This is a genomic window from Dictyobacter alpinus (assembly GCF_003967575.1).
Taxonomy (GTDB): domain Bacteria; phylum Chloroflexota; class Ktedonobacteria; order Ktedonobacterales; family Ktedonobacteraceae; genus Dictyobacter; species Dictyobacter alpinus.
In genome coordinates this window covers 3,970,072-3,984,162 of the sequence record NZ_BIFT01000001.1, presented here as the reverse complement: position 1 = coordinate 3,984,162, position 14,091 = coordinate 3,970,072, and the positions used below count along the sequence as shown (strand labels likewise).

General features: G+C 50.5%; 11 protein-coding genes. 6 read left to right on the top strand and 5 right to left on the bottom strand.

Going from position 1 to position 14,091, the window contains the following annotated elements:
• Positions 1 to 17 precede the first annotated feature (17 nt).
• The 4 genes from EL633_RS15720 (at position 18) to EL633_RS15705 (ending at position 6,054) form a co-directional block, all read left to right on the top strand.
• Complete coding sequence (locus EL633_RS15720; RefSeq protein ID WP_126628087.1) at positions 18 to 2,084, top strand: vWA domain-containing protein; 2,067 nt, start codon at positions 18 to 20, stop codon at positions 2,082 to 2,084.
• On the top strand, positions 2,071 to 4,986 hold the full coding sequence (locus tag EL633_RS15715) for a glutamine amidotransferase (protein WP_126628086.1): 2,916 nt from the start codon (positions 2,071 to 2,073) through the stop codon (positions 4,984 to 4,986). The genes EL633_RS15720 and EL633_RS15715 overlap by 14 nt, the downstream gene beginning before the upstream one ends.
• Before the next feature lie 53 nt (positions 4,987 to 5,039).
• Positions 5,040 to 5,714, top strand: a complete 675-nt coding sequence (locus EL633_RS15710; RefSeq protein WP_161982176.1) for a class II aldolase/adducin family protein — start codon at positions 5,040 to 5,042, stop codon at positions 5,712 to 5,714.
• A gap of 76 nt (positions 5,715 to 5,790) precedes the next feature.
• On the top strand, positions 5,791 to 6,054 hold the full coding sequence (locus tag EL633_RS15705) for an HPr family phosphocarrier protein (protein WP_126628084.1): 264 nt from the start codon (positions 5,791 to 5,793) through the stop codon (positions 6,052 to 6,054).
• A gap of 7 nt (positions 6,055 to 6,061) precedes the next feature.
• On the opposite strand, the gene ptsP is transcribed toward EL633_RS15705, so the two are convergent.
• Positions 6,062 to 7,810, bottom strand: coding sequence for a phosphoenolpyruvate--protein phosphotransferase (ptsP, locus tag EL633_RS15700; protein WP_126628083.1), 1,749 nt, complete (start codon positions 7,808 to 7,810; stop codon positions 6,062 to 6,064).
• Between the two features lie 63 nt (positions 7,811 to 7,873).
• Entirely contained in the window at positions 7,874 to 8,911 is a 1,038-nt protein-coding gene (locus EL633_RS15695; RefSeq protein WP_161982175.1) for a zinc-dependent alcohol dehydrogenase, read from the bottom strand.
• Between the two features lie 259 nt (positions 8,912 to 9,170).
• Here EL633_RS15695 and EL633_RS15690 point away from each other — a divergent pair, with 259 nt between their 5' ends.
• Complete coding sequence (locus EL633_RS15690; protein ID WP_126628081.1) at positions 9,171 to 10,730, top strand: APC family permease; 1,560 nt, start codon at positions 9,171 to 9,173, stop codon at positions 10,728 to 10,730.
• 13 nt (positions 10,731 to 10,743) lie between these two features.
• Here the strand turns inward: EL633_RS15690 and EL633_RS15685 are convergent, their stop codons facing one another.
• The 3 genes from EL633_RS15685 to menA form a co-directional block, all read right to left on the bottom strand.
• Positions 10,744 to 11,550 carry a serine protein kinase RIO gene (locus tag EL633_RS15685; RefSeq protein ID WP_161982174.1) on the bottom strand — a complete coding sequence of 269 codons (807 nt, stop codon included), beginning with the start codon at positions 11,548 to 11,550 and terminating at the stop codon, positions 10,744 to 10,746.
• A 182-nt stretch (positions 11,551 to 11,732) separates the two neighbouring features.
• Positions 11,733 to 12,071, bottom strand: coding sequence for a hypothetical protein (locus EL633_RS15680; RefSeq protein WP_126628079.1), 339 nt, complete (start codon positions 12,069 to 12,071; stop codon positions 11,733 to 11,735).
• A gap of 147 nt (positions 12,072 to 12,218) precedes the next feature.
• Entirely contained in the window at positions 12,219 to 13,151 is a 933-nt protein-coding gene (gene menA / locus EL633_RS15675) for a 1,4-dihydroxy-2-naphthoate octaprenyltransferase (protein WP_126628078.1), read from the bottom strand.
• Between the two features lie 237 nt (positions 13,152 to 13,388).
• On the opposite strand from menA, the gene EL633_RS15670 reads away from it, so the two are divergent.
• Positions 13,389 to 13,907, top strand: a complete 519-nt coding sequence (locus EL633_RS15670) for a PRC-barrel domain-containing protein (protein WP_126628077.1) — start codon at positions 13,389 to 13,391, stop codon at positions 13,905 to 13,907.
• The last annotated feature ends 184 nt before the right edge of the window (positions 13,908 to 14,091 follow it).

Here is a 14,091-nt window from a genome sequence, read left to right as displayed (position 1 = left end):
CTAGAAGGATACAGCTTATGAGTATACTTGTCCCGGCAGCCCTCGCGTTTAGTGTGATTATTCCTATTATCCTTCTGCTCTATTTTATGCGCCCCAAACGTCAGGAACGTGTGGTTGGAAGCACGCTGCTCTGGCAACAGGCCATGCAGGATCTTCAGGCCAGCCGACCATGGCAGCGCTTGCGTATTACGCCACTACTCCTCTTACAATTGCTGGCCGCTATCGTAATCATCATCGTCTTAATCCGTCCCGCTATCTTTCTGAATAGCCCTATCAGCGGGAATACCATCATCATTTTGCAATCATCCGCCAGCATGCAAGCAACTGACGTTGCCCCTACGCGCTTCGACAAAGCCAAAGATACCATTAATGACTTTATCAGTGCCCTTGGACCTGACGACCATCTCTCTCTGATAACCATGGCACGTACCCCACAGGTCCTGATCGCGAATTCACAGAATAAAGGACAACTCACGAACGCCTTACAGCATACGCACGTCACAAATCAGGATGCTGATCTGGAGCAGGCGATCTCACTGGCAGGCTCTCTGGCGGCAGGACAAAGCAACGCACGGGTCCTGGTACTTGGAGATGGGCATACACTAAATAGCAATCAGACTCTGGATGCCCCTTTTCCAGTGCAGTATATGCCGATTGGCACCGATGCACCCAATGTCGCATTAATGGCGCTGTCGGCCCGCTCTATCCAGGGCAAACTGATTGGATTTGCGCAGGTCAGCAACTACAGCCATGAAAAGCGTTCGATACCGGTAGAACTCTACACAGATGGGAAACTGTTTGGCGTGAAAACGGTGACGCTCAATCCGGGTAGTAGCGGAGCAATCGAGTGGGGACCACTGGCTGCCAAGACCAGCATGCTGCATGCCCGTCTGGTATCCCAGGATGCGATGACCAGTGATCATGAGGCCTGGTCTCTGGTTGGAAGCTCCATTCGCGGACGCGTCCTGCTGGTCAGTAAAGGCAATATGTATCTGGAGACCGCCCTGCGCTTGCAATCCAATGTCATCCTCTACACGATCGATCCGGATAAATACACACGCACCACGGGTAACTATGATCTGACGATTTTCGATGGCTATCTGCCAGCCAGAGAGCCAGCGGGAAATATACTTTATGTGGATCCACCAGACCACAATTATTCCTTTGGCACCTCTGGTCCATTGACGGCGGTCACACATATCAGTACTGGTAATGATCCACAGAAGTTACTGAGCAGCGTTGACTTGAGCAGCATTCATACCATGCATGCCAGCCATCAATTAAAACCAGCCATCTGGGCCCAGACAATCATCAATACACCCGAGACACCGCTGATACTGGCTGGGGAAAGCAATAATCGACGGATCGCGGTTTTTGGCTTTGATCTGCACGAAACCGACCTGCCACTTCAACCATCCTTTCCCATCCTGATATTCAATCTGGTCAACTGGTTTCTGCCATCACCCGTAAGTGGCAATGGACAGGTGGCACCCGGGGTACCAGTGTCTATCCAAACCTGGCCGGGTGCCGAACAGGTAACGGTCACAGGACCCGATCAGCAGGCGGTCAATGTCGGACCACCATTTCCCGTAACCCCCTATGCACGCACCAATCCTGTAGGCATCTATCAAGTCAACCAGAAGGTACACGGTCAGACCCTGAATGGATTATTTACTGTCAATATGTTTGATCCGATACAATCAAATCTGGCACCAGCCAAAACCATTCCCGTGGCCCACAGTACCAATGTCGCTGGCGATAAAAATACCATCTCACGTCAGTTACGCGAGATCTGGCCATGGATCGCCGCGATCCTCTTATTAATTCTGTGTGCCGAATGGTGGCTTTTCAGTCGCAACTATCAGGCGCCAGCGGGTGGACAAACAGGTACGATCAACGCCCGTACCAGCACACAGCGTGGAAAATCAAGATCACGCCTGACCAGATATCCACCACTGGCAAACTTACAGCAGCAGGTCCAGAAAAGTTGGGGGCGGGCCCAAAAGCACAGTAAAAAAATCAAGAAACGTCTGAATATACAAGCCAAAAAACAAGCGAAAGGGGAGCGCCGTGTTAACATTTGAGCAGCCACTGCTACTCTTGCTCCTGATTCCTATCGGCATCCTGGTCTATTTGACCTGGAAACGCATGTCGCTACCCTACCCTAACAAACAGCGCTGGCTGATCTTGGGATGTCGCTTACTACTATTTATCTGCGTTATTCTTGCCCTGGCTGGTACGGCCTGGGCAATGCCGGTCTCGCGACAGGCCACTATCTTTGTAGGAGACATTTCAGCCAGTACAGGACCACAACGTACCTTTATTGAGCAATGGATCGGTTCAGCGATCAAGCACAAGCGTGCGGATGACCAGATTGGCATTGTGGCGGTTGGGCGTAACGCACTCGTCGAGCAATCAATCCAGTCCTCCGTGATAGACTTTTCACGCTTCGAGTCTACGCCAGATACCAACTATACCGATCTGGCCGCTGGACTACGACTGGCATCAGCGATATTGCCCTCCGATAGTCAGCGCCATATCGTGCTACTCACCGATGGTCAACAAAATATGGAGGATGCGCTCCAGGAAGCTCAACTTCTCCAACAACAAGGGATTCGGCTGGACATCGTGCCTTTGCCATCGGCCAATAGCGAAGATGTACGCGTCGATAGTTTTGATGCGCCCAATAACCTGCATACGAATGAGCGCTTTAGCCTGCGCGCCAGAATCTCTAGTAGTGTCGCCCAGGAAGCCACGGTACGTATCTATCTAGATTCAACGGTGATCACACAACAAAAATTGAACCTGGTTAGAGGTGATCAAGATCTTAGCTTTACAATGCAGGCGCCCGCGGTTGGCTTCCACACATTCCGCATTACTCTGGAGGCACCCAGAGATGCCATTGTCCAGAATGATGAGGCCGCAGCCTTTGTGAATGTTCAGGGGCCGCCTAAGATTCTCGTGATTGAGGGTCAACCTGGCAATGGCCGCAATATTGTGAACGCGCTCCAGGCCTCCCATATCAATGTCACGGTAGGCACACCAGGAGATGTACCAGGCACACTGGATGGACTGGTGCCTTATAGCAGCGTGATCCTGGCGGATGTGCCTGCCATTGCTCTTGGCAATACACGCATGCAGATCCTCCAATCGTTTGTGCGTGACCTGGGCCATGGTCTGGTGGTCAGCGGCGGTCAGAACAGCTATGGGGTCGGTGGCTATACTGATACGCCCCTGGAACAGACGCTGCCGGTCCGTATGGACATTCCACAGCACAAAGAGACTCCTTCAATCGCGGTTGTCTTGATCGTGGAAAATCTGGAGTCCCAGGTACAGATTAATATCTCCAAAGAGGCCGCAAAAGGCGTCATCGGACTCCTCACACCACGCGATCAGGTCGGTATCTCGGGTGGCTATGGGACACTCAGTATCAAGATGCAACATGTCACGAACAAGCAAGCCATCACCAAAGCCATCGACAATCTCAATCCGGTCGATCCTCCCAGCTATAATCCAGATTTCGCCAATGCCGAGCAGGAACTATTGCATACCGATGCCAAGATCAAGCATATTATTCTCCTGGGTGATGGGGACGCCTATGATAACTATGCCCCACAGGTGACGAAGCTGGCGAATGAAAACATTACGGTTTCAACGGTCGAGACCAATGCCTCAAGTGCCGAAGATCTAGCCACCATGCAAAATATTGCCCAATGGGGTAAGGGACGCTTTTACCGCGCCGATGATGCCAGTGTCATTCCACAAATACTGCTCAAAGAGACGCAAAGAGCCTCCAAGCGCTCATTGATCAATGAAAACTTTAATCCGGCTGTGGTTGGCGCTCATCCAATCTTGAGTGGCATCAATGGTTTACCCTCGCTAAGTGGCTATGTCGCAACCACCCCCAAGCCGTCCGCGCAGATGGTGCTGGTCAGTCATCTGGATGATCCGGTACTGGCGGTCTGGCAATATGGCCTGGGCCGTGTAGTAGCCTGGACCAGTGACGACCTGGGACTCTGGACAAAGAACTGGGTGGCATGGGATAATGCGCCCAAATGGTGGGCTAATCTGGTGACATGGACCCTACCGGCTGCCAATGATGGAGGCATGAATATTAATGGCAAGGTCACCAATGGGACAGGACAACTGACGGTGGATCTTCCACCCGGTACGACGGCGGGCGGTGGTCAGCAGCAAGTTCAGGTGCATATTATTGGACCTGATCTCTCACAACAGAATGTCAATTTGCAGCCAACGGCCCCTGAACGCTGGGAGGGGAGTTTTCCGGCTGAACAAGTTGGTGGCTATCTGCTTCAGGTTACCTGGCAGGGGGCCAACAAAAACGAGAGCCGGTTAACCTCAACGACAGGTATGGTCGTCCCGTACTCACCTGAGTATCATCAGCAAGGGACAGACCTGCGCTTCTTGCGCCTGCTCGCCCAGACTGGGGGTGGAACTCTGCTCAATGCCAACGATGTGGAATCAGCCTTCAATCAAAACCTGCTTCCAACCAACGCATCGATCCCATTGGCATTCTGGCTCTTGATGCTGGCAGCCCTGTTGCTTCCAATCGATATTGCCGCCCGCCGTCTGTCCAATCTGGACTTCCTGGCGGAGGGATATAAGTGGTTACTGGCACTGTTTGGAAAAGGCAAAGCGCCACAACTGGCTACCGCTCAGGGTGACAGCACAAACACAAGTCCAAGCGTGGCCTCTCTGAGCAATATGCGCGCACAGCGTGCCAGGCAACGCTCACAGCAGGCTCCACCGGTCAAACAAAATAAGACACGCGTAACAGCAGCAGGACAGGACAGGAAGGTTGAGCCACAGCAGGCAACGGTCAGACCAGCAGAGGCACCAGCCACGCCACCAAAGCCAACCCAACCGGTACCGGCGGCCACCAACCCACCTGCCCCGGCGGGTCCTTCAACCACGTCACGCCTGGTGGAAGCCAAACGTCGGCGCACACAAACCAATAAAGATTAGCTTCGAGCAAAACTGAAGCATAATAACAATATGAAAACATGGAGTGTTTACCTATGTTGTTAGCAGACTTACGAGCCGATGTCGCCCACTATGCGCGAAAGATGTATGAAAGCCAGCTGGTACGCGCCACTCAGGGTAACCTGAGTGCCCGCGATCCCGAAACTCGCTTGATCTGTATTACACCCAGCGGAGCAGATTATCAACGCCTGAGCGCTGAGGACATCATTGTGCTGGATGAGCAAGGGACCATCGTAGAGGGTAAGTGGAAGCCATCGGTAGAGACGCCACTACACACCTATATCCTCAAGCAGCGCCAGAATATCAATTGTGTTATGCACACCCACCCACTCTACACCTCAGCCTTCGGGGTGGCCTATCAACCATTACCCATGATCTTGCAGGAATCCGCCGCCTGCCTGGGTGGAGATGTACCAATTGTGCCATATCAGGAATCTGGAACACAGGCATTCGCCGAACTGGTCGCGCAGACCCTTGGTGATAGGTCGGCGGTAATCTGGGGCAACCATGGAGCGATGGTCGTAGGCATCAATCTGGCACTTACCTTCTCGATCGCCCACGCCCTCGAAGATACGGCCCGCATCTATACCATTGCCAGACAACTCGGTACCCCTGTTCCCATCCCACCCGAAGAGGTCGCGAAACTGCATGCCAGCTGGCGCGAAAGCTATGGTCAAACCGCCCTCGACACACCACGAACAACTGATTAAGCCGATCAATCTGGATGATATATGTTATTATAAACAGATTAATACAGTTCCAACGTCCAGAGAAAGAAAGGCTTCTATGCAAAAAGATCGGGTGAGATTTCAGAACGAAGTAGGTCTCCATGCACGGCCAGCCGCCCAGTTTGTTAAACTGGCCAGACAATTTACCAGCACGATTACGGTCACATTCAATACCAAAACCGCTGATGCTAAAAATCTTGTCCGGCTACTCACACTTGGAGCCGGTAAAGATGCTGAAATAGAGATTGCCGCTGAAGGCAGCGATGAAAAAGAAGCCATTAATGCTCTGGTTGGACTGATTCAAGGGAATTTCAAAAAATAGGTGTGCGTTAAGATAACAAAGCTTCGATGTCCGTGGCAGTCTCGGCTGCCAGCACACGTGTAACAAGATCCTGAGCCTGGGCTCCTGAAGTGCTGCGGATGGCCTGCTTAACCGCGTTCAGTGAACTGGCTTCCATACTCAACTCGTTGATACCCAGACCTAGCAGGAAAGCACTGGCACGTGGATCTCCCGCCATTTCACCACACATACCAACCCAGCACGCTAATTGCCGTGCCGTGCGGATAATATGGGCGATAGTACGCATTACAGCCGGATGGAAGGGGCGATGGAGTTCTGCCAGATTGGCGTTCAGACGATCACTGACCAGTATGTATTGAGCCAGATCATTGGTGCCGATGCTAAAAAAATCAGCTTCTTTAGCCAGCTGATCAAGCAACCAGACTGCGGCAGGCGTCTCAATCATAATCCCCTGTTGGATACGTGCCAGGACTGGTGCGGTGAGCTGACTATCCTGAAGTAACTGCTGTTCAGTCTCAGCCACAAACGCCTTAGCCTCCCGCAGTTCACGCACGTCACAGATCATCGGAAACATAAGCCAGAGCGTTGACGAGGAGTTCTCCTGGGCCGCTAAAAGCAAGGCCCGAACCTGGGTACGGAAGAGATGCTGATAGTGTGGAGCCAGGCACAAGCGAATACCACGCAGGCCCAGAAAAGGATTATCTTCTTTTGGGAGATCAAGATAGGGCACACTTTTATCTCCACCAATATCCAGGGTACGTACAATCACCGTCTTGCCTGTAAATGCTTGCAGGACAGTGCTATAGGCTGCAACTTGCTCCTCTTCCGTCGGGGCACTTGTACGCTCGAGAAAAAGGAACTCGGTCCGGAACAGACCAACACCAGTAGCCCCGGCCTCAACTGCGGGCCCGGCATCTGCCGATCGACCAATATTGGCAGCCACCTCAACACGTATCCCATCAGGAGTTATCGCCGGCTGATCTTTTAAAAGCGCTAGCTGCTGTTGTTGCTGCTGGTAAACGACCTGATCAGCTTGATACTGTTGCAGGGTAGCTGCATCAGGCGTTAAAAGCAGCTCACCTGTCCGTGCGTCCAACACCATTTTATGATCATCATGATGATGCAGGGCAGAGACATGTTCCAACAAGCCAGGGATAGCCACCACAGCGGGAATGCGTAGCTGTCGTGAGAGGATAGCGGTATGCGAGGTCGGCCCACCCTGTTCAGTAGCCAGCCCAAGTACCAGTTTTGGATCGAGTCCCGCCGTATCGGAAGGTAAAAGATCACGGGCAATCACGATCGTAGGCTCACGCAAATGGTCGAGCTGGGCAGTCGGGCGGCCCTGCAAATGATTGAGCAAGCGCAGACGAATATCCTGAATGTCCGCACCTCTAGCTCGCAGATACTCATCTTCGATTTCAGCAAACATCTGAGCGATCTCGTCAGTTGTTTCGGACAACGCCCATTCTGCATTCTTATGCTCTTGTTCGATACGCTGATAGGTTCCATCCAGCAACGTATCATCCTCGAACAGCAGTAAGTGCGCGTCAAAGATTTCCGCCTCTTCTTCCCCTAACTGGAGCTCGACCCGATCACGTAACTGCGTCACCTCAGCAATCGAAGCCTCGATTGCCTGCTGGAAACGCGCTTTCTCGCTCTCCACAGCCGTCCCTTCAATCCGCACCTTCGAGACGACCGGCGGTGTAGGATCATACACAAACCATGGGCCAAGCGCAATCCCACCCATAACCGCAATGCCTTTTAAGCTTGTAGACATAATCCTTCCCTCCCAATAGATCCTGGAAGATATAGCTGATCTTTCACGCCAAAAATAGTCTGACTAACTATGTACCATTATAACCTTTACAGCCCGATTATGTCGCAGAATCAGGGCATCCAGGGCGCTATCATATTCATCAATGGAGAAGCGATGGGATATCAGGCTTGTTAGTTGGAGAGAACCATTTTTTAATAACTGGAGGGTATAATCCCAGGCAGCCGCGTTGGCCCCAAAAATACCCTGAACGGTAATCTGATTTAAGACAAAGAGATTACTAGCAAAACCGAGGGGCGTAATGGACGCCTCCAGGCCGGTAAGAAGCACAGTACCACCACGCCGGATGTCGCTCAGAGCCTCTTCTACCGCCTGCACATGGCCGGTTCCTTCAAAGATCAGATCGACGCCACCTTCTCCAACGATCTCTTTCATTACCGCCTGTGAATCCTCGCGACTCATATTGATGGTATGCGTCGCTCCATACTGTTCGGCCAGTTGCAGGCGCTCGGCACGAAAACCCAGGACGATAATGATGGCCGGACTGTACAAGCGAGCAATCTGGACGGCCAGTAAGCTGGAGGGTCCGTCTCCAATAATGGCGACTACGCCACCTGGACGTAGCTGGGCACGCAAAAAAGCATGGGCCACAACCGCTACCGGTGCTAATAAGGCCGCCTCTTCAAAAGACACATGATCAGGCAACACATGTACCAGTCGGGCCGGGACTGCTACATATTCAGCTAAGCCACCAGGACTGGTAAAACCAAGCTCATCGTAACCACGCTCACACAGATTTGTAGCGCCCGCCCGGCAATTCCGACAGCTACTACAGAAACGCAAACTCTCTACCACCACCCTGGCTCCTGGCAGTATATCCGGCACCAGTTCACCAACTGCCACGACTTCTCCCGACCACTCATGGCCCGGGATGATAGGATAGCGAAAATAGCCATCAGCACGCTTGCCTTGATAAAGCTCTACATCGCTCTCGCACAATCCTACCACACGTGAACGAACCAGAACCTCGTCAGCACGGATCTCTGGCCGCTCCAATTCAGTAACATGAGCCTCACCCGGCTCGGTAATCATCATGGCTTTCATTACGGGACCTTTTAATCTCTTAACCGCACACATCATGGCTATGCATAACACTCAAATTGCCAAACCATTATACACCGCATTGTGCGCTGATAGGAAAATCAAGCCAGAGCGTAACATGTCTTTCTACTTTCCCTGCCATTTTCGCCATAAAACTGACAAAAACTTCATGCTAGGTATTTTATAAACTGCAAAATATAGATAATCAATGAATAATAGATAGTGAAATATCGCTTATGTGGATGGGGTGAGGTAAAGGGTGATGAAACTTGTACAGAAAAGCCGTCAGGCAGGGACGATACCAACCGCGAATTTATATTCAGAAGTCTATATTCCGCAAAAGATGCCACGGATTCTGAATAGCTGGGATATGACTACAACATTTGTGGTGTCCACATATCTGGCCTCGTGCGCCTCTACGATTGCGGCAGGTGGACCGGCGGCCATGACGTATCTGTTACTGGTAGGAGTAACTTTTTTTGTGCCCTGTTTAATTGCCACGGCTCAGCTCAGCCAGATGTATCCCCATGAAGGTGGACTCTATAATTGGGTGTATCATGCCATTGGTGGCTATTGGAGCTTCTTTGCGGGCTTTTGCGCCTGGTTTCCAGGCGTGTTGATCTCTGGCAGTCTGGCCAATCTATTTGTAGTGTATGCCACCCCGCTGATCAATCCAGCCTGGCTTGCACAACCCTGGCAACAAAGTATCGCCACCTGTCTTGTTCTGGCAGTGAGTGGCATGCTGACACTCTGTCATTTTCGTTGGCTACAAAACCTGATCAATCTCCTCGTCATCCTGATGTTCATGGGCACCCTGCTCATCGCGGTCGCCTGCATTCTCTGGCTGGTAAGGGGTCATCATTCTGCAACAATCTTCACAAACTGGACCAATTGGCGACCGGGAACTGACAATGTTGTAATGTTTGGACTGGTGGCTTTTGCCTATCTGGGAACGGAGAGTCCCTTGAATCTGGCAGGTGAGTTTACTGGACGGTCGGTGATCAAGCGCCATCTGATATGGGGAGGCATACTGCTTGTGCTGATATATATCAGCAATACCATGGCAGTCTTAATTGTCCTGGGACCACGGGCGGCCTATGATCCTTTTGCGCTGGTGAATACGGTAGCCATCGTCCTGGGCAAAGGCTACGCCAGCGCGACAACAGTATGCCTGATGGCTTCTTTTCTGGCAACGATTCTGGTCTATAACTATCTTTATGCCAGGCTACTCTTCGTGGCCAGCATCGATAAGCGGCTACCTCAGGGTTTGAGCAAGCTGAATAGATGGCACGTACCCGGCAACGCCGCAGTAGTACAAACCACCCTGGCAATGATCATTACCCTGCTCCTCTTCAATCTCGCGCCATTTCTGAATCTGGCCCACACTGCCAGTGGCATCGCAGCCCAGATCTATGCCGTCAGCCAGGCATCCGCCTCACTGGTCTGGGCAGTTTCAGCGGCCTTCCTTTTTATCAGTATTATTTTATGCTATACGAAAAATCCACACTCGTTTATCAGCCAGCGTCACTTTTCCCTGCCGGTGATCTGGATCAGTGTTGTTGCGGGCCTGCTAAGTTGCGGCGTCATGCTTATCGACACGCTCTTATTCTCCTGGACCAATCTGCTCCCTGATTCTCAATGGGTTTACCTGGTCGGAGGCCTGACCATCATCTTACTGGCGCTCACCACCTTTATCAGTATCTTTGCCAGAAGCGAGGTTGATTGGCAGATACTGAACAAGGATGTGATCGAGTTTACGACCAATCGGCCAGCAAAAGCCACAGGAGATGCGCCTATAAGCCAGGGCAAATCTCCTGTGTAGATTGGGTAAAGCTTTATAAGCGGGCATTCCTGAATTGATACCAGAGCCGATTGGCAAGCTGGCTGGAGTCCCGCTTCAAACCATAACGCGCAAAATATTTGCAAACGTTATCAATATCACGCGTCAATAGCGATAGAGCGTGCGAGTTAAAGCGCGGATCAACCGCCTGAGGGAAATCTATGATGGTAATTTTACCTTGCCAGTAAAGGATGTTATAAGGCGAGAGGTCACCGTGGATCACATCGTGTTTGAGCCAGAGCTGAATGTTATCCATCAGCAATTCAAAAACGGGATAGACCTCATCTTCTTTTAACTCTACACCCTGCAATGCATATGCTGGTTCCTGTTGATCTCCCAGGTATTCCATGATGATAGCATTGCTATTACTGGCAATGGGACGAGGAATGGTGGCGCCAGCTTGGTAGAGGGTGGTCAGAGTCTGGAACTCATGGGCTACCCACATACCAAATTGCATCTCACGGCCTGCACTGGACTTGTTTTTGACGGCGCGACTGGCACGTTGATCAGTAATGGTACGGCCCTCTTGATAGACTGCATCATTTTTAAAGCCACGATTATTGCGTGACCGATATACTTTTGCCGCCAGATATGGCACACCTTGCGATGGATGGGCCCGACAGCAAAAAACGGTTGCCTCTTTACCACTTTTGACGGTATGTAAGACCTCAGTAATCAGGCCCTCGGTAAAAAAGCTATCCAGGGTAGACAGGATCGGATCTTTCTGTTGCTCTTCCATAGCCTCTAAGGCAGCTTGCTCTTCCAGTTCATCCATAGCGCGGAACATTTTTCTCTTCGACAAGTGATACTCCTTTGAAATTGAAATGAAACATGACAGGTTATCGGCATAGCACAACGCGCACATACAATCTCTTCCATCAGGCACCTCTCTTTCGTCTCTATCAGCCCACGCTGACACAACAAAAAAAAGGCTGGAAGCATCACGCTTCCAGCCTATCTCAGAACATGAAAAAAGCCATCTTGTTAGCAGATGGCCAGAACGGTATCGTTTCTTAGTGGATGATGTATTTTTATTATGCGGGTATCATTCCACCAGCGTACTGAGTTGTTATGGCCTGCCTGGATGCGTGATGCAGCTGATATATGACAAAGTTCTGCATGCGGCACGCTCCTTTCTTTTTTCTGGCAAGCCAACAAGGCTTCCAGCAACCATAACAAGTAAAACTTATATAAATCATAACAGATACAAAAATGCCTGTCAATGAGGAAAATCGGCAGATTTCCAACTGTTTTGATTTCGGTGAAGAATTCGATGGCGGCTGGCCCTTGGTCACGCGTACCAGGAGCGTTGCCTTTGACCATACTCAGGCACTAAATTACCCGTAATTTATAGAATAAGATGTTTTTTGTGTGATACCTGGCAACACACAAAAAACATCTTATTCTATGGTTGATCACTATAGATGCTATAGCAGGTTAACTGATTTTAATCGTTATAGCTCCTCCATTTTATCTAATGAGGGTAGCTAATAGAATGGAGGCGGCGAAGACGACGCCAAAGATGAGGTGTAGCTGCGAGGTTTTCTTGATGCCCTTAATAAAGGCCAGGCGCTCTGTGGCGTAGAGAACCGAACGCACATTGATGAAGGCCAGAGGGAAAGTTAACCAGACGAGCAGTGCGGTCCAGGGTAGCAAGTGCACAAGCACAAAAATGGTGGTAGCAAGATAGCTTCCCACCAGCAGAGCCGCATGGAAACGCTGACCAAACTTGAGTCCAAAGCGTACTGGTAAGGTCTTTTTATTGACCGCCAGATCATCCTGGTAATCGCGCACATTATTCATATTCAAGATCGACGTCACCAGGAAACCAACGGGCACACTGGCCGCGAACGCGCTCCAGGACCACTGCTGAATCTGTACATAATAAGATCCCCAGGTCATCAAGACACCCATGGCCAGAAAGACCATGATGTCGCCCAGACCACGGCTGGAAAACTTGAAAGGCTTGGCACTATAGAAGTAAGCAATCAGGATTCCGGCCACTCCGAACAGGATGATTTCGGGTCCCACAACAAAGATTAAAACAATACCCAGCAGGGCCGCAATGACAAAGCAGAAAATACCGCCACCCAGCACCTGGCCAGCCGTCATCTCTTGCTTGAAGATAACTGTCATCGCACCTAACGAGCCAGCATGATCGAGACCATAGCGATGATCAAAGTATTCATTAAAGTAGTTCGTACCTATCTGCAAAAACAGGCATGAAAAAAGCGTGGCCAGAAAAGTCCAGAGATGAAAAGTTCCTTCATAACCAGCCAGGGCCGTCCCTACCAGAACCGGGCTCACAGCCGCAGTCAAGGTAAAAGGACGACTCGTCTTGACCCAGGTCTGCCAGGCAACTGGTCGTGCCTTCTCCCCGGCTATTGTGTGAGCGTCTCTCATAATTTTTTCTCTCAAAGTAGACTACTATATAGAAAGGATAACGTCATTAGTATATCTCAAAAAGGGGGAAATGTTCAGCCCGTCATGCCACAAGACTCTCATCATGGTCTACGACAAACATAGCTAAATAACCACCTTGTTCCGTTTAACAAACAGGTACACTAATGTACAGGAACAATCTGTCATCATTCACTTTTTATATTCTCTTTAAAGAGCGAGAAAAGAGGGAGATAAGCTATGCAGGCAACACCTACAACGAAAAAATGGTCAGACATCAAGGGGCTGGCCGCAGTAACCATGGATATGGGCAAGAGAGTCGGAACAATTGATGATTTTTATCTGGATATACAAACGCATATTGTCCCTGGCTTCGTAGTAAAAACTGGCCTTATCGGACATCGCTCCATGCTCACCAACGCCATCCAGGGTATTGGTGACGATGCCCTGACCTTTACCAATGAAGATGCCCTGATCAAAGAGGGAGATGAGCCAATATTAAAGTCAGCCTTCAAAGGTCGGGATATTCTGGGCTATCGCGTGCTGAGCGAAGGTGGAACAGTCGTGGGAACCCTTGGCAATATCATTTTATCTATTAACCTGCCGCAAGGCATTATGGTCACAGGCTATGAGCTGACTGGTGGCCTGCGTGAACGCTTCAGCAACCGCTATCCAACCTTCACAATCCAACAAATCGTGCGTTATGGACAAGATGTCCTGGTAGTCCCAGATGCAGTAGCTGTAGAGCTTATGAAGTAAAACAATCGCTCATCAATATGATCAAGCGACCAGCTACCCACTATGCTGAACGTCCTGCATAGTTTCCTCTTTAGGCAGTCATTCATTTTATACTCGATGAGTGACTGCATATCTATGCACACATACCTCAACTATCAAAACGGGAATAGCATAATTTTTACCCATTTTTCAAAAAGCCAACATC

Bases quoted from the DNA above. Each gene is read 5' to 3' on its own strand.
- EL633_RS15695 (WP_161982175.1), bottom strand. From the start codon at position 8,911: ATGAAAGCCATGATGATTACCGAGCCGGGTGAGGCTCATGTTACTGAA.
- EL633_RS15710 (WP_161982176.1), top strand. From the start codon at position 5,040: ATGTTGTTAGCAGACTTACGAGCCGATGTCGCCCACTATGCGCGAAAG.
- EL633_RS15680 (WP_126628079.1), bottom strand. From the start codon at position 12,071: ATGGTCAAAGGCAACGCTCCTGGTACGCGTGACCAAGGGCCAGCCGCC.
- EL633_RS15690 (WP_126628081.1), top strand. From the start codon at position 9,171: ATGAAACTTGTACAGAAAAGCCGTCAGGCAGGGACGATACCAACCGCG.
- ptsP (WP_126628083.1), bottom strand. From the start codon at position 7,810: ATGTCTACAAGCTTAAAAGGCATTGCGGTTATGGGTGGGATTGCGCTT.
- menA (WP_126628078.1), bottom strand. From the start codon at position 13,151: ATGAGAGACGCTCACACAATAGCCGGGGAGAAGGCACGACCAGTTGCC.
- EL633_RS15720 (WP_126628087.1), top strand. From the start codon at position 18: ATGAGTATACTTGTCCCGGCAGCCCTCGCGTTTAGTGTGATTATTCCT.
- EL633_RS15670 (WP_126628077.1), top strand. From the start codon at position 13,389: ATGCAGGCAACACCTACAACGAAAAAATGGTCAGACATCAAGGGGCTG.
- EL633_RS15705 (WP_126628084.1), top strand. From the start codon at position 5,791: ATGCAAAAAGATCGGGTGAGATTTCAGAACGAAGTAGGTCTCCATGCA.